Here is a 20,407-nt window from a genome sequence, read left to right on the forward strand (position 1 = left end):
AACTATGAAGACTATTGACGATTTAAATTTTTCGGGTAAAAAAGCACTTGTGCGTGTGGATTTTAATGTGCCTTTGGATGACAAGTTCAACATCACAGATGACAATCGTATACAAGGTGCCTTGCCGACTATACAAAAAATATTGAAGGATGGTGGATCCGTTATTTTGATGTCGCATCTTGGCAGACCAAAAGAAGGGCCTGTAGATAAGTATTCGTTAAAGCACATTGTAAAACACCTGTCTGACGTGTTAGGTGTAGCAGTACAATTCGCAAATGACTGTATCGGTAGCGAAGCAACTGATAAAGCAGCTGCCCTGAAAGCAGGTGAGGTTTTGCTATTAGAAAATCTTCGTTTTTATAAAGAAGAAGAAAAAGGGGATAAAGAATTTGCGAAAAAGCTAGCAGCGCTTGGTGATGTATATGTGAATGATGCTTTTGGAACAGCACACCGTGCGCATGCCTCGACAGCGATCATTGCAGAGAATTTCCCAAAAAATAAGGTTGTTGGTTATCTGATGGCCAAAGAGGTAGAAAATGCCGAGAAAGTTATGAATCATCCAACAAGGCCATTCACAGCTATCATGGGTGGCGCAAAAGTATCCGATAAGTTGGAATTGATCGAAGCATTGTTAGATAAAGTCGATAATTTGATTATCGGTGGTGGTATGGCTTACACATTTGTCAAAGCTCGTGGCGGCGAGATTGGCCAATCGTTGGTGGAATTGGATAAATTGGATTTGGCAAACGAGCTAGTGAAGAAAGCAGAAGAGAAAAATGTAAACTTGGTGTTGCCGACCGATGCACAAATTGCAGATCGCTTTGCCAACGATGCCGAAGTATATAATGGTGCTAATGATTCCATTCCTGCTGATAAGCAAGGATTAGATATTGGTTCAGAATCTGGTGAGCATTTTGCAGAAGTGATTTCTGCCTCCAATACCTTATTGTGGAACGGTCCGATGGGTGTATTCGAAATGGATACGTTTGCGAAAGGTACGCGCGTAGTGGCGGATGCAGTAGTGGCTGCTACAGAGCGCGGAGCATTTTCATTGATCGGCGGTGGCGATTCTGCTGCTGCGGTTTCTAAATTCGGGATGACAGAGCATGTGAGTTATGTAAGTACGGGCGGTGGAGCTTTGCTCGAATACATGGAAGGGAAAACGCTTCCTGGCGTAAAAGCAATCACCGAAGGCGAATAAGCTTTATCAATCGTTTTGGATTATTAATAAAAAGCTTCAGTCAAAAAATCGACTGAAGCTTTTTGTTTTAACACCTGTATCGGCATAGTGCTACAATGTTAATACGTATAACTGATGTTGAATACGGGTACTACGCGCTGTGATGCGCGCTGATCATTAATATAGATACCTTGGAGGCCAATATTCACATCGGGCAACACGTAGCGCAGAAAGTTCACATCTGCAGATAGTCCTACACCAAAAGTTTTGGGCGCGATTCCCGAATCTTGTATGTTTTGGTAATCAGAAAACAACCGAGCTTGGATACGCTTTATATATGCTAGCGGCCCCACGGTCCAATCTGGATAAGCTATCGGCATACGGTACGACAGCAATAAGGTGTTGTCTACACGTGGAGATGGGAAATAACCAAAGCCACTGACTACCGGAATATCGTTATTGAATAGATATGTACCGGTTTTATGTTGAAAACCTATCCGCACTTGTAGACCATGATTGGATATGATGCCTGGAAAGAAAAATCCAGTTCTTACCGATAGAATATTGCCCGATAAGGCATCGCCAGCGAATGGCAAATGTCGATAAGTCATACTGAAGTTTTGTCCCCACATAGGTTGTAGATCCATCGTGCTGCGGCGCATATTGCGGTTAAAGTAGATTTGATAAGTCATCGGAAAGGCGATTTCCTCATTAAAGTTGCTAAGTCGCATATTGACATCATATCGTTTGAGGTATGAAGTTCCCAGATTTAAACCATAACTATAAATCATATGTTGTCTAAAGATAGACAGAGGGATCTGTACGTTAGCAGCATATAGGTGCTCACGCCAATCAAACTGGATGAAGCTCTGTTCATTTTCACGTGCTTGGCCAATTTGTCCTCTATTCTCATAACGCAAAGAAAACTTGGGGTAATATTTGGCATACGTGAAATCTGCGCTATAAATACTTTTACGGATATCTGTGTCATATTCGTAACCAAGTACAATTTGTGACGTATTCAAAAGATCGTTTGCCAACCAAAATACACCCGGTCGAAAGTTATCCAAGCTTTCAAAGTTATTGCTACTAATAGATAAACTATGAAAGTTGAATAAGCCAGAAATGCTATTATACGGGAGGCTACTAAGCGAATCGCTGGCTAATGTGTCGGTAAGTACCGCAGTGTGCTGCCCTTGCTCCGTATCTCGTCGATCGTAAAGCAATTGCTTGGTTGATGCTGGCAAAATCTGAGTTAAAGACTCAATTGGTCGTAGCGTTATCCGATATCCGTCGGGTGTGTATTCGTTTAATAAAAGAGAGTCAGAAGCTAGCAAAGATGGGTTAAAAGCGCCGTAAAGTGCATCTGTTAGTGCATGAATAGTTTGTGTATCACGATCCCAGCGATACAGATTATCTATGGCATTATAATGCGCCTTGTAAATAATATCGTCGCCAGCATAGATCGGGCGCTCAAGCGTTTGTTGCCCCCAAGGTAATAATTGCTCGTACTTCCCAGTAGTTGTTTCAAATTCGATTAAGCTCGTTCCAAGAGCGGAAACGGCAATACAAACAATTTTCTGACCGTTGCTATGAAACTGCGGTTGCTGTATGTGTATGCCGTCTGGAATCAAAAAGCTGCTTACCAAAGTTTCTGTAGCTAGGTCATAGCGTAATAAACTACTGCGGCCTGCAGGGTCAACGCGTACAACTGCGAGGATCTTATTATCCGCAGATAGACTAGGTGTATACACAAAATCGGGAAGATGAAGCGTTTTTCGCGCGCCAGTTTTCCAGTTTAATAGATGAATAACTTGGAATGTATTCTTGCCGTATCGCGGATTTTTACGGATCTCATCCCATACAATCAAGTTTTTATTAATATGAAAATAGGGAGTCAACTGTTGTCCAGTATACGCGATATGAGTTGATTTTCCGTCATAAATACTCACAATTTGCGACACCTTTTGAGGACTTTGAAATAAACTGAAAACCTTGCCGTCGTCATATTGTGGAAGCATATAATTCTGTGGATAGCGGCTCGATGGAGTCGGTAGGGCAGTCATTATTTTTTTTCCGATAGCTTCCTCTTTCCATACTGTGCTGAAAGAGTCGATGCTACTTTTATACAATTTTTGACTATTCAGAGATGCCGAATTATTACGGAGAGCTTTATAGAAATTGAAAGGGCGAAAAAGATTTCCGCGCATATCGTCAAGTATTTTTTCTCGAATCTCATAGCCATACTGATTGGTCAGATGGACATTCATCAAGTAGCCTGTAAGGTAAAATGTGGGTGTGATATCCCTAAAAGAACCTAAGATATTTTTGTCAAATGTGTAAGACCTACCGCTTAGTTCGTTTGCCCGAAGTGGCATAAACCAGGAGGGCATGCGGCCGCGACCGCCAGTGGAAAATTGCGTCTCAGTGGCAACGGCGTCTCCCTCAAAATACCATGCTGGCAGGTGGATGCCAAACATTGCAAAAGCGAATTGCTCCAAAAATGGAGCTCTTAATTTGCCTGACAATTTGTCCATTTGTGCAACATGCCGCAGCTCATGCTGAGCTAAGTTAGGAAGCCATTCCACGTTACTTGCGACGCCACTCGGCAAGGGGAAGAACTCCGTTTTTCGAGGCGCGAGCTGTACAAAACCATTTTGTAAAATATGATTTGCATGTAATACTACCGGAATTTTTCGGGGATGGCTGTTCAAATCTTCACTTGCATAATAGCGCATACTATCTAATAAATTCGTCAGGAGGGAGGCTTGCCGACGGTACGACTTAGGGAAAATAACTCGGTGATGCGGTGTCTGAAACTGCTCCCATTTGATGCGCGGATCTACCTGATCATTGTCTATGATTTGAGCATTTAACGTATGTGATGTTAATATGTAGATTAAAATACTTAAGTATTTGATAATGTAGTGTATATGGTATTTATATCTATTCATTTTTAGGTTAAGCTAATTTTATTAGTATTATGACGGCTAATGTTATGAACAACTTGTTAAGTTATTTTTTTATAAAACACTGTTTAATAGTTTTTTATGATTTATTACTTAAGTGATTTTTTTGCTATTTTGATGATAGTTTTTTCCTGATTATCGCTACGATTAGGCTTGGTGCTATTACGAGATAAAGCTAAACTATTTTGCGATATAATGTGTACTTGCAGAACAGTATTTTTTTAAAATTTCAGTTGGCGATTTGTAGCCTGATAAGATTTTCTCTTTAAATCGAACTATTACGCGGTCACTACTGGCGCTGTCTTTCTTTAGAAATTCTTTCGCTATGAGATGGATCTTGCATCTTGTAGAAGTTGAAGTTGTTTTGAATATGGTAAGAGTGGTCTAGGTTTTATTCTGTCCTATAGTAATATGATCTGGCGACATAATATATTGTTGGTAAATAGGTGACAGGATGTCATTGTACCTGTGTGGTGATCTGGTCGGTATTTGACCTTTTGGTCTTTGCTTCGGTAGGATAATAGCACAATAGTAGTAGATATAAAGCTCTAAAATTTAATTAGTGATTCCCGTCAAAATACCCGACTTTTGCAAGCGAATTATCAGATCAACACCAATGTAGGGTTTAATCATAGGAGGGCATTATGGAAGAATTAGATATGCAGGTAGAACGCATTGAGCTATTCATCGAACAAGGTGATATGCTATCGTTGGAAGGATATTTAAATGAATTAAATATTTCCGATGTAGAGGAGCTTATAGACGAACTCCCTGAACACGGTCCTTTGTTTTTAGAAACCTTAAGTATCAAGAGAGCCATCAACGTTTTTCGGATCTTAGATTTCCCGACGCAAGAACGTATTATCAAAAAGCTTTCTGCTCCCAAAGTACGGGAACTGATTAATGAAATGCCCCCGGATGACCGTACCTCTTTCTTAAGTGAATTAAAAGGAGATGCTGTAAAACGTATTATCATACTCCTTTCTCCCGAAGAGCGTAAAGAAGCCTTGTCACTTTTAGGCTATCCCGAGGATAGTGTTGGTCGTCTGATGACTCCCGACTACATCACCGTCAAATCGCATTGGTCCATACCACGCGTGCTCGATCATATTCGCCGGTATGGTAAAGCATCCGAAACTATTGACGTATTGTATGTCATCGATTCGGAAGGAAAGCTCATAGATGATATCCGGATTAAAGACGTACTTCTTGCCGAGCCAGAAAATTTGGTAGAAAATCTGATCGATAACCGCTTGATCAAATTATACGCAGACGATCCGCAGGAGGAAGCTGTCACGATTTTCCGAATGAACAATCGTGTGGCACTTCCAGTCGTGGATAATCAAGATATCATGTTAGGGATTGTGACCATTGACGATATACTCTGGGTAGCCAACGAAGAATACACCGAAGATATGCAGCGTTTTGGTGGTACTGAAGCTTTGGACGAGCCCTATATGGACGTTTCCATCTTTCAGCTCGTTACGAAACGTGCTGGCTGGCTTGTTGTGCTTTTTGTTGGTCAATTATTCACCGCTTCGGTCATCGAGCACTACGAAACACAATTGACCGTAGCATTGCTTGCCTTGGTGCCATTGATTATGTCCAGTGGTGGAAATAGTGGCTCACAAGCTTCGACATTGATTATCCAGGCAATGGCATTGGGTGAGGTTACATTAGCTGACTGGTGGCGTGTGATGAAGCGAGAGATTTTGTCCGGATTAGCGTTGGGGATTATTTTAGGTATTTTAGGTTTCATACGGATCGGCGCTTGGCAAGCTTTTACCGCTTCGTATGGTGATTCTTGGGAATTATTAGCCGGAGCTGTATCTCTTTCTCTTGTTTGTATTGTATTATGGGGTTCATTGATTGGGTCTATGCTTCCTTTCATTTTACGTCGCTTGGGAGCCGATCCGGCGAGTTCATCTGCGCCATTCGTATCGACCTTAGTAGATGTTTCTGGCCTGTTTATCTACTTTACATTCATTTCGCTTATTCTGAAAGATGTGATCCAATAATTATTCTGGTTGGTACTGAATAACTTGTGATTTTTTGGGTAGGAATATTTTGATAAGTCCTTAAATCTTCCGAATATTGTGTCACCGAAAGCAAACGGGGCAATATTCCTGAATAGCTCAGTTGGTTAGAGCATCTGACTGTTAATCAGAGGGTCGCTGGTTCGAGCCCAGCTTCAGGAGCAAATAAAAAATGGCTGTTTTGTACCAAAAACAGCCATTTTTTATTTAGGATATTTTTTAAAATTCCATTTGGAAGTCTAATTTTTGATTACTATTTTTGTACCGCTTTAGAGGGGAAGAAACCTCAAAGGATTAATTCCTGAATAGCTCAGTTGGTTAGAGCATCTGACTGTTAATCAGAGGGTCGCTGGTTCGAGCCCAGCTTCAGGAGCCCATGATAAATGCCGACAAATATTTGTCGGCATTTTTTTTGATCTACTATTAAAATTACGAGATACGATGAGTTTAGTAATCGTGGGTTCGGTAGCATTTGATGCGATTGAGACGCCTTTTGGTAAGACCGATAAAGAAGTGGGTGGTGCGGCAACATTTGCTGGCTTAGCGGCTTCCTTTTTGTACGATGAGGTGAAACTGATCGGTACGGTAGGTGGCGATTTTGGAAAGGAAAATCTGGACATCTTAACTGCGAAAGGAATCGACATTGCTGGAATCGACATTGTGGACGACAAAAAGACTTTTTTTTGGTCTGGTAAGTACCATGTTGATATGAATAGTAGGGACACTTTGATGACAGAGCTGAACGTACTTGCTGATTTTGACCCTAAAATTCCCAATTCTTATCAAGATTGCGAGTATCTCCTCCTGGGAAACCTAATGCCTAAGGTGCAAATGACTGTTCTGGATCGGCTTAACAAGACTCCAAAACTGATTGTGATGGATACTATGAATTATTGGATGGACGTGGCTCTAGATGATTTAAAAAGTGTACTTAAGCGAGTGGATGTTCTAACAATAAATGATGGCGAGGCGCGTCAGCTATCGGGCGAGTATTCTGTAGTAAAAGCTGCTGAAAAGATTCTAGCGATGGGACCATCTTATCTCATTATCAAAAAAGGTGAGCATGGTGCACTGTTATTTGGAGAAGGACAAGTTTTTTCTGCTCCGGCATTACCGCTCGCTGATGTTTTTGATCCGACAGGAGCAGGAGATAGCTTCGCTGGAGGTTTTGTAGGGTATTTAGCTCATGTGCAATCGATCAACTTTCATAACATGAAAAATGCGATTATTTATGGTTCAGCCCTAGCGTCATTTTGTGTAGAAAAATTTGGCACAGGGAAATTGCAAGAACTGACAAAAAGCGAAATCGCCCATCGGATTGAGCAATTCGTAGCGCTTGCCAAATTTGAAATAAAATAGGAGTACCTTAGTACTCCTTTATTTATATAATGAGAATTCCTACGACAGGAAATCTTTCAAAAACCTGATTGGAATGTGGTGCATCTTTAAGCTCTTCGGTTAGATCTTGTCCAGCCCAGTGCTCGTAATGTTGGCCATTTCTCCATAAGCGGCTACTTGAAACATCATAAATAATTCCTTGATATGCAACCCAAATTTCAGGCTTATCTTGACCATTTCGTCTGGCTAGCATACTCCTGCTAATCGAAGGCAAGCTATCCGCCATGTTTAGCTATATGCATTTAAGCTTTTTTTCATGGTTTTACGTGCTACGTGGATACGTGTTTTGACCGTTCCGATAGGAATATCCAAGTGAACGGCAATCTCGTGATATTTATAACCTTCGTAGTACATAGTGAATGGAACGTAATATTCCTCGCTCAACTTTCCAAGTGCGCTGTTGATGTCTTCCATCATAAATTTGTTTTCGCCTTTGTTGTGCGTGGCAGATACCACCAAATTTGCATTACTTATTTCCTCTTCTTTCGTGATAAAAGAATTCGTCTTTACCACACGTCTATAATTGTTGATAAACGTGTTTTTCATGATGGTGTACAACCAACCTTTTAAGTTAGTGCCTTCGCGAAAATTCTTGAAATAAGTTACGGCCTTCAATAACGTATCTTGAACCAAATCGTTAGCATCGTCACCGTCTTTCGTGAAGTTTCTCGCATAAGATTTTAGCGAATCCGAATGTTGTATTACGAGTGTATTAAATTCTAACTTGTTCATACTACTGGTTATTTATGTGTTTATTAATGTGTGATTCTAAACGAGTAACCTTAACACTTTTAGTTGAAGAAGGCAGTGAAACTGTCCGTTGCTTTAACCCTAATGTGCTTGGTTGCTCTTACAAAAACAAATACCGTGCAGAAATGAAATTAGAATTTAAAAAATGGTAAAAAAACAAATTATTTAGGTGTTAATAACCAGTTGTAAGGTATTTATATCATGCCCCAGGAGGTAATTTAAGCATTTTACTAGGTGGTATATTTTTTTTGATGAAATTTTAAATATTTAGAGAATATTGACTTCTCGATCTAGTAAAATATCAAACTTTTGTGCTACATCGTGTATAATTTGCTCTGATACAGCGTAGATATCCGAGCCAGATGCAGCGCCAGCATTAGTGATTACAAGTGCCTGCTTTGGCCAAACTAATACTTGGCCTATTTGTTTTCCCTTCCACCCACATTGTTCAATCAGCCATCCAGCAGCTATTTTGTATTCCTGCTGCGGCAGTTTATAGTAGATGGCGTCAGGAAATCTTTTGATCAGCACTTCGAATGCTGCTGCTGATATGATAGGATTTTTGAAAAAGCTCCCTGCATTTCCGATGGTACTCGGATCTGGTAGCTTTTCTACTCGAATGTGAGAGACCACCTCGGCAATGTCACGAATGCTTGGATTGGTGATTAAGCGTTGGTCGAGCTCGCTCTGAATAGCACCGTACGATATATTGTGTGCCGCCTTTAGATACAGCTTGTAAGTAACCGAGGTGATGATGTAGCGTCCTTTGTGTTTTGTTTTAAAAATGCTGTCGCGGTAGGAAAATTCGCAAGCGTCTTTGTCAAAAGTTACATATTCGCCACTAAGCGTGTCAAATGCTCTACAAGAATAGAAAATGTCCATTAATTCTACGCCATATGCACCAATATTTTGTACAGGAGAAGCGCCTACAGATCCTGGTATGAGTGCCATGTTTTCCATTCCAGGAAATTTATTTTTAACACAATACCACACAAGATCATTCCATACTTCGCCGCCCGCTGCAGTTACATACACATAATTTCCCTCAATGAAATGTTGCTTTCCCTTAATTCCGATATGTAAAATTAAGCCATTGTAGTCATCCGTGAACAATACATTACTTCCACCACCTATTACAAAAAATGGAGCTTTAAATGCTTCGCTTTTATATAACGATACCAAATCCATTTCGTGGGTAATTTTTGCGTATCGTTTAGCAATCGCGGCAATTCGGAAAGTATTTATGCTATCCAGCGCTGCATTTTCTAAAATTTCTAGACCCATATTTGACTAATTGCTCTGAAAAATCAGAGAAAAGATTTACCTTTAGTACTCTACCAGGGGTAAAGATACCCATTGTGACAGGTATAAGCTATAAATAAATACGAAAGATTATGAAGAGTGCTGACGCGAAACGCGTTAAAATTATTGAATCCGCTTTGCGTAGATTTTCCCATTTTGGTATGGCAAAAACCACCATGGCTGAAATTGCTAAAGATTTGGCTTTCTCCAAAGCACTTTTGTATTATTATTTTCCAGATAAAAATAATTTGTATGCTGCGGTATGGAATCACCTGTTGGACGAGCTTATTGAGCGTGGAGATGCCGTTGTAGCGCGAGGTGGGAAGGTGGTCGAGATAGCAAATGCATTATTAGAAGAGCGTATGCAATTCTTAAACGATTACTATAATGTTTTTGCTGATGCCTATTCATTTCGCTTCGATATACCGGCCGATTTGCAAGATCTTATTCCCAAGATATTCGAGAAAGAATTGCAGCAATTTGTACGACTATTAGAAGTAGGTGTTGCCAATGGCGAAATAAAAATGGATGATGTGCTAGAAACTGCACGCATCTTTTTAGTATCTATATTGGGTATGCGCTTAGGCTTGTTGAAAGATTACAACGCCATTTTTACACCTCCGACAAAGGAAGAGGTGTTAAAAATGCTGGATATGCAAAAGCATTTGGCAAAAATTTTCCTAGATGGCTTAAGAGTTTGCTGATTTTTTGAGAATATCCTGCATAATGAGATTTGCGTGCACACGTGAGTTTTCTATAAACCACAAATGCGTATTTAGCCCGCCGCAAACCACACCAGCTAGATAAAGTCCAGCAACGTTTGTTTCCATCGTAGTTTCATTATGGAGCGGTATCCGAGCGTCAGTCGTCGGGACGTGTACGCCTACGTGTTCTAGGAAAGAGAAGTTTGGACGATATCCTGTGAGGGCTAGCACAAAGTCATTCTCTAGTTCGACCTCTTTTGTGGCTGTTTTAATTTTAACCGTACGTGGTGTGATTTCCGATAGACAACTTTCATAATATACTTGGATTTCGCCGGCGGCCAGTCGATTGTCGATATCCGGTCGTACCCAGTATTTAACCCGCGAGCTAATCTCGCTCCGCCTTATTACTAACGTAACATTTGCTCCCTTGCGATAGGTTTCGAGTGCCGCATCAATAGAAGAATTGCTAGCTCCAATGACCACTACATTTTGCTTGGCGTAGTAGTGTGGATCGTCATAATAATGCCGCACTTTTGGTAGATCCTCTCCAGGAATATTCATTTGCATGGGTATGTCATAAAAACCTGTAGCTACGATGACATGGCGTGCATAGTAAGTAGCTCTATTGGTGACGACAATAAAGAGTGTTGTTTCGGGATCCTTGTTTACATGTTGCACTTCTTCAAATAAGTGCGTGTTCAAATCGTACTTGTCTTCTACTCGGCGATAATATTCTAGCGCTTCTGCCCGCTTAGGTTTGGGGTTTGTGGTCACGAATGGTATACCCCCGATTTCTAGTTTCTCAGCAGAAGAAAAGAAAGTCATATTAATAGGATAATTATATAACGAGTTCACGAGGCAGCCTTTTTCCACAATGAGGTGCGAAAGATGATTGGCTTTCGCAGCTATGCCACATGCCAGCCCAATTGGGCCACCGCCTATAATTAAAACGTCGTATACTTTGTTATCCATGCGCGGCCTCCATTTCTTTATCGTATTTTATAGCATCTCTTTTTATTGCATCGTATGTAGCTGCAGGCAAGTCATTAGAGATTTTCAAAAGAAATTGCAATTGTTCTGTGATTAATTTAGAATCTTCGTGATTCTCATCCTCTACGAGTGATCCTTGAAAATTTGCGGTCCAATCTGCTGGAGCCTCGTATTCATCAAATTGTTGAATTAGACGATACAGATTAAATGTCGTGCGCTTCAATAAATCATATTGATTATTAGAGATGTGCAAATTGCTTGATTTATCTATCTCTGTAAACAACGAGGCGGAATAAGAGAAAAATATGTGATTCAAAACGACAAATCGGTTTACGTCCTTTGTGTTTTTCTGTCTCCACTTTGGTTCGGTTAGCATCCGCTGGAGAGTGGAGCCCATATTAGCCGACGCTATATACAGCTCTTTACGTGCCAGTTTATACTCCGTAATGTTGATAGGCTCGTCTCGAAACATTTTAGCAACTTGCTCTAGATACACAAAGTTGGCGACCAATAATTTATAAATCGTCTCTTTAATCTTGGTGCTTTCCCAATTAGGGAAAATGATATAACTGGAAATAAAGGCGACCATGCCTCCGATAAAGGTGTCGAATATGCGCTCTTTGGCCATTTCAAAAGTATTAACTCCTGTAAAACTAATCATGATGAGTACATACGGGGTTAGAAATACCACAAACAGGATATAGTTGATCCTGAACAAGCTGTATGCTATGAGAAAGAAAAATATTAATAGGATAAATAATACGATTTGATTATGAATCGTGACCAGAATCAAAGCACCAACAATACCACCGATAACGGTGCCCATTAATCGTTGAACGTTCCTTTCTTTAGTAAGGCCAAAGCCCGGTTTCAGTATAACTAAAATTGTCAATAAAACCCAGAAACTTCCCTTGTCACTAAAGTTGAGGAAATGCATGCCAAAATAACTGACAGTCATTACAATAGCCATACGAACAGCATGTCTATAAATAGAAGAGTCTTTCGATAAGTTACTTTTGAAACTTTTCCAGTCAATATGCGACGTTTGGATAAACTTGCTCGCATCATCAATCTCTTCTTTTACAACCGAAGAAGCATTAATCTGACTATAATTATACATATTCTCAATCAGCGCAGCAATTTTGCGGATATTAACGATAACCTTCTTTAATGGGATCGTATTTCTATCGTAGTTTTTGTCTATCTGCTCAACCTTAAAGCGCAAATGCTCGATATCCTTAGAAAAATCGTGCATCGGCCGCGGCATTTGGTTCGCATTGAGCTGGTAGGCGAAATGATCGAGCTCATGAGTTAGTTTTACTACCACATAGCGAAAATGGTGCAATACGCCAGTATCATTAAACATCTTGCGTATGGCATCATAATCATAATATGTGGTCATGGTCTGCTCAAACAGGTCAACGATATCGTTAAAAACCAAAATAAGTAACCTGCCTAACTTCGTGGTATCTTTGATCGAGCGCTTGCTCCTGAAAAGTAATTCGCGAACATTTTCCTGATGTTTATGTACCTCAATCTGCTTTTCTATAATCTTTAAATAATTCTGGTTGTAATCTGTTTTTACATTGTAAAAGTTAGCTCGTAGCCGTAGGAATTCAGCAACATGACGTATCGATTCTGCCAATTCTTGTTGCGCCAAGCGATATGGCTGTATGCTACTGAAGGAATAACTTACGATCATGTACCATACTGCTCCGATGATAAAAAAGAGAATAAACTGCAATTCTTCCTTCAGCGTATATGCACCTTCGATGTGAATTAGCATCATCAATATGCCCATAGCGCCTACAGTAGCGGCTCGGGCATTGAAAACGCCAAACATCGAGTACGAAAAAGAAATCAAAGCCAGCACTACGCCCATCAATATAAATGAAGTATTGACCGAAATAGTTAACAAAAATGTAAACAGGCACACGCCCAGACATGCTAACATTCCCGTACGCCGATGATGTGGCGGACCAGGCGTGTCTGACAGGCCAACTAATAATGCGCCCAAGGAAATCAACGTACCAACGAAAAGATGATCCAGCAAGGCGCATACCAATACCGGGATGATGCTCCCGATGGTGATACGTAGGCCTTCAGCGAAATATTGACCGTAAAAAAAACTTTTTATTTCTTTGGATTGTTTCATTGCTATAGTCGGTTGCAAAGATAACCATAATGACTTGTACTAAACATCTTTATGAGCAATATTTTGCTAGTCGTAAGTAGACGATTTAGCACGGTGTGAATTCCTTTTTACTTTGGGGTTTTTATGATTTATAAAACGAAACAGTCTTGGTAAAACTACTAGGTATATTTGTTTTTTTTGATTTATTGGTAATAATGACGCTTTTTGGATGCGTTATTGGCAATAAAACTTTGAAGTTAATAACAAAATGTTATATTTGATGATAGTGTAGAGTATACAATTAGTAATAACAATTAAAATACATGAAATCATTACAGAAACAAGCTATATTCGAAAATGAGGTGCTTGTGCGCTTTGATCTATTTAAAAGTCTGTTTTTGACTTTGCCCTTTCAGCGTGTTAAGCATACAGGTACGATATTACCTTTCTTTGCTACGCATTGCCAGAAAGGAGTAGAAGATAAATTGCCGCCAGAAGATATTATTGATAGTTTTTTTGGTCAATATGAGCAGTATGTACAAGAAGACGATCGCATTGATTTTCTTTTTAGAATTGTACAATACATCGAACGTCAGGTCGTGCTCTTCGATGCGGTCGAGGATTCTTCGTTTAAAGCATTAGGTAAAACAGATGATACCGAAGGATTGGATGCCTTGTTCAAATCGGTGCAGAATAATCCAGAACTGAAAAAAGAAATTGCTAAAAAGCTAAAGGATTTTTCCGTACGATTGGTATTGACAGCACATCCGACACAGTTTTATCCGGGGCCGGTTTTGGGTATTATCAATGATTTAATAGAATCGTTGAAAGCAGACGATATCCAAAATATTCATTTATTGTTACAACAATTAGGGAAAACACCATTTCTAAATAAGGAAAAGCCGACGCCTGTAGATGAGGCAGCTAGTCTTGCCTGGTATTTAGAGAATGTGTTTTACAAGGTGGCCTCCGAAATACATTTGCGTGTCGATGCTGAATTGGAAGAGGCAGATAAGAATAGAAAGCAATTGGTCGAACTGGGGTTTTGGCCAGGAGGAGATCGCGATGGAAATCCAAATGTAACTTGGGAAAGTACACGCAAGGTAGCATCTCTTCTTCGTACTATTCTTTTCCGCTGTTATTATCGTGATTTTAGAATAGTAAGGCGCAGAATTACCTTTCAAGGTGTGCAGGAACCCTTACAGAAATTGCAGGAAATATTCTATGAAAATAGTTTCAATCCCAAAGAAGATGCGGTGGACCTTACCGACGAAATTTTGGCAAATCTGCATGCAGCGCGCGAGGTAATTGTCGAGCAGCACGGTGGCTTATTTGTAGATTTAGTGGATGACCTTATTCATAAGGTCAATACCTTTGGCTGTTATTTTAGCACATTGGATATGCGCCAAGATAGCTCAATATTGCGTGAGACATTTAATCATTTGAGTGCCAAATATCCAAAAGAAACGGGTATTTCGGGTACAGCATATCAAGAGTCTGAAGAGGCTAAGCAAGCGGCTATCCAGTTTACAGAAGGGCAATTGGATCTGGAAGATTCTCCAGATCCTTTGATAGAAGATACCGTCAATGTCATTCGTTTAGTCAAAGATATTCAGCGTTCTGGTAGTGAGCGTGCCGCTCAACGATTTATCATTAGTAACTGCCAGAAAGCGTCAGATATTTTGGGTCTGGTGCAGTTGTTTCTGTGGCAAGGTTGGACCAAAGAAGAACTGCACATGGATTTTGTGCCACTCTTCGAGACGGTGGATGATCTCAAGCATGCCGCTGAAGTAATGCAGACATTGTACACGCACCCTTGGTATGCGAAACATTTGCGCTCACGAGGAAATAAACAAACTATCATGCTGGGATTCTCTGATAGCACCAAAGATGGAGGCTATCTGATGGCCAATTGGTCGATTTATAAAGCAAAAATCGAATTGACCGCCATGGCACGTGAGTACGATGTAGATTTGGTATTTTTCGATGGTCGTGGTGGGCCTCCAGCACGTGGTGGAGGAAAAACACAGCGATTCTACGCAAGTATGGGGCGTGAAATTGAAAATAAGCACATACAATTAACAATTCAAGGACAAACCATCAGTAGTCAATATGGCTCATTGGATACGGCACGGTACAACATCGAGCAATTGATGCATGCCGGCATAATTTCGGAGTTGAAACAGCGCGAAGGTGATACACTGACTGAGCAACAAAAACGTGTGATTGATCAGTTAGCTCACGAAAGCCACCAGAAATTCCTGAACTTGCGCCACGATCCATTATTCTTGAAGTACTTAGAAGTACTCAGTCCATTGAAAATGTTGTCTTCGATAAATATTAGTAGTCGTCCTGTGAAACGTAACTCCGATCGTGAACTCCGTTTGGAAGATTTGAGAGCGATCAGTTTTGTAACATCGTGGAGCCAACTAAAACAAAATATTCCAGGTTTTTACGGCGTGGGTACCGCATTGAAATGGGCGGAAGACAATAATCTATGGTCTACCGTACAAAACTTATACGCTACCTCGGGAATGTTTAGTACGATCATCGACAACTGCATGATGTCAATGACAAAATCTAATTTTGATATTACGTCATATGTGCAACATGACAAGACTTTCGGTGAATTTTGGAAAGGCCTGTATGAAGAATACTGCCGAACTAAAGAATATGTACTTAAGCTCACCGGCGCCCAACATTTGATGGAAAACTATCCAGTGGAGCGTTTGTCGATCTTAGAACGCGAAAAGATTATTTTGCCTTTACTCACTATTCAGCACTACGCAATCAGAGTGTTAAATGAGGGTAAGATCAGTGAGGAGAAAAGATCTGTATATGAGAAGTTAATTGCTCGTACGGTATATGGCGTGGTCAATGCTGGACGAAATTTAGCATAAATCTTTTTTCAATCACACGCTTTGTGGCGTAATAAGGGATATTTTGTTATTTTTGTTGTCAAAATCGAATCATAATGAAGATAAATACTATTTTGGTCGCTGGAGCCTTCGCAGGTGTGCTATTTACCACATCTTGTCAGCCTTCCATGAAAGAGCGGCAGTTGAAGTATACCCACACTACACAGGTAGATGGCGATGCTTACCGGGCTCTTCAGACCGTCGGTAAAAAGATTCCTTACGAGACAGACTATGCCTCTTATGTGGAAAATAATAGCTCAGTAGGTGAAAATCGTACGCTTGCAGCAAAAGTAAGAACTACATTAGGAGGTATGATTGCGGATATCGATACCTTGGCTACACGCTACAAAGTAAACTTTCCTATTCGTGGAGCCAAGCAGTTTGAGGCAGAGCAGCAAAATCATTCGGCAGTACTAGCTAGTGATTCGACCGTAACGAGCCCTGCAGAAACACATAGTGACGTATCTGATGCGCATTATGCGCACCACGTGCAGCACGAAGTAGCTGCTATTAAAGAGCAATTTAGCCGGTTAAGTAGAAATACTAACAAGGAATTGAGAGATTACGCTGCTTCGAAATTGGAATCCCTAAATGCCTTATACAAAGAGGCTGGTGGAAAGGAAGAAGCTGGCGGGCACCACTAATTTTCAGTTTATTTGAATAAGCAAGGCAAAATAACAACAGGTCTTTTGGCGTATGGAATGTCTGGTAAGGTATTCCATGCGCCTTTTTTATGCGGTAATGATTTGTTCGATCTACGGGCAGTAGTGGAAAGAACAAAGAAAAATGCGTACGCTGACTACCCAGGTATTGTTAGTTATGATTCTATAGACGATCTTTTGCGAGATCCGCAGATCGAGCTTGTGATCGTTAATACACCTAATGATACCCATTTCGAATTCGCTAAACGAGCCATTGAATATGGTAAGCATGTCTTGATCGAAAAGCCTTTCGCGCCTACACTGGAAGAAGCCAACGAGCTCTTTGCTTTGGGGGAGAAGTACCGCAAGCATGTATTCGCTTACCATAATAGGCGCTTTGATTCGGACTTTCTATCACTAAAGTACGTGCTGGAAAAGAAGTTTGTTGGCCAGCCGATAGAATTGCATCTGCGTTTTGATCGTTACAAAACGCGATTGGTCCTAAGGTATTTAAAGAAACTAAAAGGCCGGCAGCCGGAGTTATGTACGATTTGGGATCGCACTTGCTGGATCAAGCGTTGTCTTTATTTGGTAAACCGAAGTCGATGACCAAAATCGCAGGAGCCTATCGTGTTGGTTCCGAAGTAGACGATTATGGTACTATTATTCTCAGCTACGTTAGCGGCTTAAATGTGTTTATCACGACCAGTTTGCTCGTTGCCGATCCGCAAGCAGCCTTTGTTTTGCATGGTACGAACGGTTCCTTTGTGAAGCATCGGACTGATGTGCAAGAAGCACAGTTGCTATCGGGTATTAAACCCTACGATGCATCATATGGAGTGGAAGCAACAGATGTCGATGGCGTTTTGACGATCAATAATGGCGATGGCGGATTAGATCGACTGATCGTTCCATCCGCAAAAGGCCAATACGAAGAAGTTTTCCGACATGTTTACGAGAGCATTAGGCATGGAGCTCCGTATTACGTGACACCGGATCAAATACGTTGGCAGCTTGAGATCTTAGCACCTGCAAAAAGAAAATAAGGTTAATTAATTATTTGTTAACAATTAAATAATCTTGATTCTGTAACATTGCGCTAAGCAACTTGCAGACTTCTGCCCGAGGTTGTATACTATATTCTATTCACTTTATGAGATACGCTGCCATCGATATTGGATCAAATGCCGTTCGGTTGTTAATTGCCGATATCATTGTTAAAGATCAGGAGATCTCCTTCAACAAAAACACCTTATTGCGTGTGCCACTTCGGCTGGGAGACGATGCATTTATTCAGCATTACATTTCTGCGCCCAAGTTCGAAAACATGGTAAAGACGATGCGGTCTTTTAGGGATTTGATGGATGTGTATAAGGTGACGGATTATATGGCCTGCGCTACCTCTGCGATGCGCGACGCTGCCAATGGCGCTGACGTCGTGAAGGCTTGTAAAGAAGTAGGCGTAGACATTGAAATTATTGATGGAAGTACCGAAGCACTCATAATCTATAATAGTTACTTAGGTGCAAAATTAGATAAGAATCGGGTGTATCTTTTTGTTGATGTTGGTGGCGGTAGTACCGAGATTTCTTTGTTTGCAAACGGACGTCTGATTGACTCAAAATCATTTAATCTTGGTACAATACGAATTCTAGATAACCAAGATAGATCCGAAACGTGGGAAGAAATGAAGTTGTGGCTAAAAGAACTGACCAAGTCACATAAAGTAATCTATGGTATTGGTACAGGCGGAAACATCAATAAACTAGCACGCCTCTCGAGTGAAAAGGCCGACCAGCCTATTTCTTATGCCAAATTAAAAGCAATCTATTTGTACCTAAGCTCGTATTCGCTCAAGGATCGTATCAATGTATTGGGCCTCAAAAACGATCGAGCTGACGTGATTATACCAGCTGCAGAAATCTTTCTAACGGTGATGAAGTTTGGGCGTTTAAAAAATATTGTTGCTCCTCGAGTGGGGTTAGCGGATGGTATTATCCAAACATTAATCGACAGAAACAAGGAAAAATTGTAAACGATATCTGTTGCAAGTATCATAAAAACCGCTATTTTTGTAGCACTTCAAACCCAGGTGGCGAAATTGGTAGACGCACCATCTTGAGGGGGTGGCGCTCGAACAGGGCGTGGCAGTTCGAATCTGCTCCTGGGTACGGCATTATCGGTATATAACAAAAACAGACTTTGATTAATCAAAGTCTGTTTTTGTTATATACCCTTTTCTTGAGGTTGATATTTAGGTTATCGAGGCTGCACGCTTGGTTCCTGCTGGCTCAAGCAGTGAAAACTGCCTAATCCCCAGATAAGATCTACCGAATCAATGCCAATAACTTCTCGATCTGGGAAGTAACGTCGGATAATTGCTAAGGCTTTCTCATCATTCTCATCCTGAAAAGTAGGAACAACGACTACTTTATTGCCGATATAAAAATTAGCATAAGAAGCTGGAAGGCGTTGATCGTCGTAAACCACTGGCTTTGGCATCGGCAACTCCACAATATTTAGCGGTCTGCCATCCGGCAAACGCATTGCACGTAGCATTTGCAAGTTTTCTTGCAAAATTGAGTAATTCTCGTCGCTTGGATTATACTCGACCACAGTAAGTACCGTATCCTCATTGACAAACCGAGTAATATCATCAATATGGCCGTCGGTATCATCGCCAACAATCCCATCACCAAGCCAAAGCACTTGCTTTTGGCCATAAAATTCCACCAAATAACGTTCGATTTGCTCTTTGGTAAGGTGCGGGTTGCGATTTTCATTGAGCAAACAGGCCGTTGTAGTCAAAACGGTACCCGCCCCATTGAATTCGACAGACCCACCCTCCATTACAATAGAAGGTGTAAATAAGCGATGGCCAAAATGATTGGCAATACGTGTAGGAATTACATCGTCTAGATCATAGGGCGGATATTTGCCACCCCATGCATTATATCCCCAGTCCACGACAGCTTTTTCGCCCGTTTCGCGGTTGATAACAAATGCCGGGCCATGATCACGGCACCACGCATCGTTGGTAGCGTGGAAATAGAATTCGATTTCTTCCGTTGCTACGCCTGCATTTTCTAAGTGCTGTACAGCAAAGTCGCGCATTGCTTCATTTTCTACATTGATACGTACTTTTTGATGCGTAGATACCGCCTTTATAAATACGCAATAAGGGGCATAGATTTTGTCGATTTTGCCTGGCCATGAAGCTTCCTTATGCGGCCAACTTAACCACAGCGCATCTTGGGCTTCCCACTCCGCGGGAAATGTAAAACCTAAATCTTTGGGAGTGGTCAAAAAATCTTGTTTCCAGTCCATGTCCGAACTTTGTTCTACCATTGTATAATAATTGCTAGGAAGTATAGAACACTTCCTG

General features: G+C 40.8%; 16 protein-coding genes and 3 tRNA genes. 12 read left to right on the top strand and 7 right to left on the bottom strand.

Translation table 11 applies throughout. The annotated features are described in order from the left end of the window. Positions 1-4 precede the first annotated feature (4 nt). Entirely contained in the window at positions 5-1,201 is a 1,197-nt protein-coding gene (locus A0125_RS00195) for a phosphoglycerate kinase (protein ID WP_066750364.1), read from the top strand. 98 nt (positions 1,202-1,299) lie between these two features. Here the strand turns inward: A0125_RS00195 and A0125_RS00200 are convergent, their stop codons facing one another. Continuing rightward, positions 1,300-4,134: a hypothetical protein gene (locus A0125_RS00200; RefSeq protein ID WP_066750367.1), complete on the bottom strand. Its 2,835-nt coding sequence runs from the start codon at positions 4,132-4,134 to the stop codon at positions 1,300-1,302. A 659-nt stretch (positions 4,135-4,793) separates the two neighbouring features. Between A0125_RS00200 and mgtE the strand changes: the two genes are divergently transcribed. The 4 genes from mgtE (at position 4,794) to A0125_RS00220 (ending at position 7,544) form a co-directional block, all read left to right on the top strand. Beyond that, complete coding sequence (mgtE, locus tag A0125_RS00205) at positions 4,794-6,167, top strand: magnesium transporter (RefSeq protein WP_066750370.1); 1,374 nt, start codon at positions 4,794-4,796, stop codon at positions 6,165-6,167. A 106-nt stretch (positions 6,168-6,273) separates the two neighbouring features. Next, positions 6,274-6,347 (top strand) — tRNA-Asn (locus A0125_RS00210). Positions 6,348-6,484: 137 nt separating this feature from the next. Beyond that, positions 6,485-6,558, top strand: a tRNA-Asn gene (locus A0125_RS00215). Between the two features lie 68 nt (positions 6,559-6,626). Further along, positions 6,627-7,544 (top strand): PfkB family carbohydrate kinase, encoded by a 918-nt coding sequence (locus A0125_RS00220; protein WP_066750373.1) that lies wholly within the window; start codon positions 6,627-6,629, stop codon positions 7,542-7,544. Between the two features lie 22 nt (positions 7,545-7,566). Here A0125_RS00220 and A0125_RS00225 read toward each other — a convergent pair whose 3' ends face one another. The 3 genes from A0125_RS00225 to murB all read right to left on the bottom strand — a co-directional run bounded on the left by A0125_RS00225 (position 7,567) and on the right by murB (position 9,617). After that, positions 7,567-7,809, bottom strand: a complete 243-nt coding sequence (locus A0125_RS00225) for a cytochrome b5 domain-containing protein (protein WP_066750376.1) — start codon at positions 7,807-7,809, stop codon at positions 7,567-7,569. 2 nt (positions 7,810-7,811) lie between these two features. Next, positions 7,812-8,315 (bottom strand): RNA polymerase sigma factor, encoded by a 504-nt coding sequence (locus A0125_RS00230; RefSeq protein ID WP_066750378.1) that lies wholly within the window; start codon positions 8,313-8,315, stop codon positions 7,812-7,814. A gap of 285 nt (positions 8,316-8,600) precedes the next feature. After that, the gene (murB, locus tag A0125_RS00235; protein WP_066750381.1) at positions 8,601-9,617 is read right to left on the bottom strand and encodes a UDP-N-acetylmuramate dehydrogenase; all 1,017 of its coding nucleotides are present in this window, start codon (positions 9,615-9,617) and stop codon (positions 8,601-8,603) included. A 110-nt stretch (positions 9,618-9,727) separates the two neighbouring features. On the opposite strand from murB, the gene A0125_RS00240 reads away from it, so the two are divergent. Continuing rightward, entirely contained in the window at positions 9,728-10,339 is a 612-nt protein-coding gene (locus A0125_RS00240) for a TetR/AcrR family transcriptional regulator (protein WP_066750384.1), read from the top strand. On the opposite strand, the gene A0125_RS00245 is transcribed toward A0125_RS00240, so the two are convergent. Then, positions 10,325-11,311 (bottom strand): YpdA family putative bacillithiol disulfide reductase, encoded by a 987-nt coding sequence (locus A0125_RS00245; RefSeq protein ID WP_066750387.1) that lies wholly within the window; start codon positions 11,309-11,311, stop codon positions 10,325-10,327. The two genes, A0125_RS00240 and A0125_RS00245, sit on opposite strands and share 15 nt — an antisense overlap. Continuing rightward, entirely contained in the window at positions 11,304-13,484 is a 2,181-nt protein-coding gene (locus tag A0125_RS00250) for an FUSC family protein (RefSeq protein WP_066750389.1), read from the bottom strand. Before A0125_RS00250 ends, A0125_RS00245 begins: the two co-directional genes overlap by 8 nt. 302 nt (positions 13,485-13,786) lie before the next feature. Between A0125_RS00250 and A0125_RS00255 the strand changes: the two genes are divergently transcribed. From A0125_RS00255 to A0125_RS00275, 6 genes are all read left to right on the top strand, one after another. Beyond that, positions 13,787-16,363 (top strand): phosphoenolpyruvate carboxylase, encoded by a 2,577-nt coding sequence (locus A0125_RS00255; protein WP_066750391.1) that lies wholly within the window; start codon positions 13,787-13,789, stop codon positions 16,361-16,363. Between the two features lie 74 nt (positions 16,364-16,437). Then, a complete protein-coding gene (locus A0125_RS00260) occupies positions 16,438-17,025 on the top strand; it encodes a hypothetical protein (RefSeq protein WP_066750393.1) in 588 nt (195 codons plus the stop codon). A gap of 12 nt (positions 17,026-17,037) precedes the next feature. Continuing rightward, complete coding sequence (locus tag A0125_RS16455; protein ID WP_317038786.1) at positions 17,038-17,631, top strand: Gfo/Idh/MocA family oxidoreductase; 594 nt, start codon at positions 17,038-17,040, stop codon at positions 17,629-17,631. Beyond that, entirely contained in the window at positions 17,565-18,068 is a 504-nt protein-coding gene (locus A0125_RS16460) for a Gfo/Idh/MocA family protein (RefSeq protein ID WP_317038787.1), read from the top strand. The genes A0125_RS16455 and A0125_RS16460 overlap by 67 nt, the downstream gene beginning before the upstream one ends. Before the next feature lie 107 nt (positions 18,069-18,175). Further along, positions 18,176-19,057 (top strand): Ppx/GppA phosphatase family protein, encoded by an 882-nt coding sequence (locus A0125_RS00270; protein ID WP_066750394.1) that lies wholly within the window; start codon positions 18,176-18,178, stop codon positions 19,055-19,057. Positions 19,058-19,108: 51 nt separating this feature from the next. Next, positions 19,109-19,193, top strand: a tRNA-Leu gene (locus A0125_RS00275). Positions 19,194-19,281: 88 nt separating this feature from the next. Here the strand turns inward: A0125_RS00275 and A0125_RS00280 are convergent. After that, entirely contained in the window at positions 19,282-20,370 is a 1,089-nt protein-coding gene (locus A0125_RS00280; protein ID WP_231863056.1) for an agmatine deiminase family protein, read from the bottom strand. Positions 20,371-20,407: the final 37 nt, after the last annotated feature.

Source organism: Sphingobacterium populi, from assembly GCF_001586775.1.
Classification (GTDB): domain Bacteria; phylum Bacteroidota; class Bacteroidia; order Sphingobacteriales; family Sphingobacteriaceae; genus Sphingobacterium; species Sphingobacterium populi.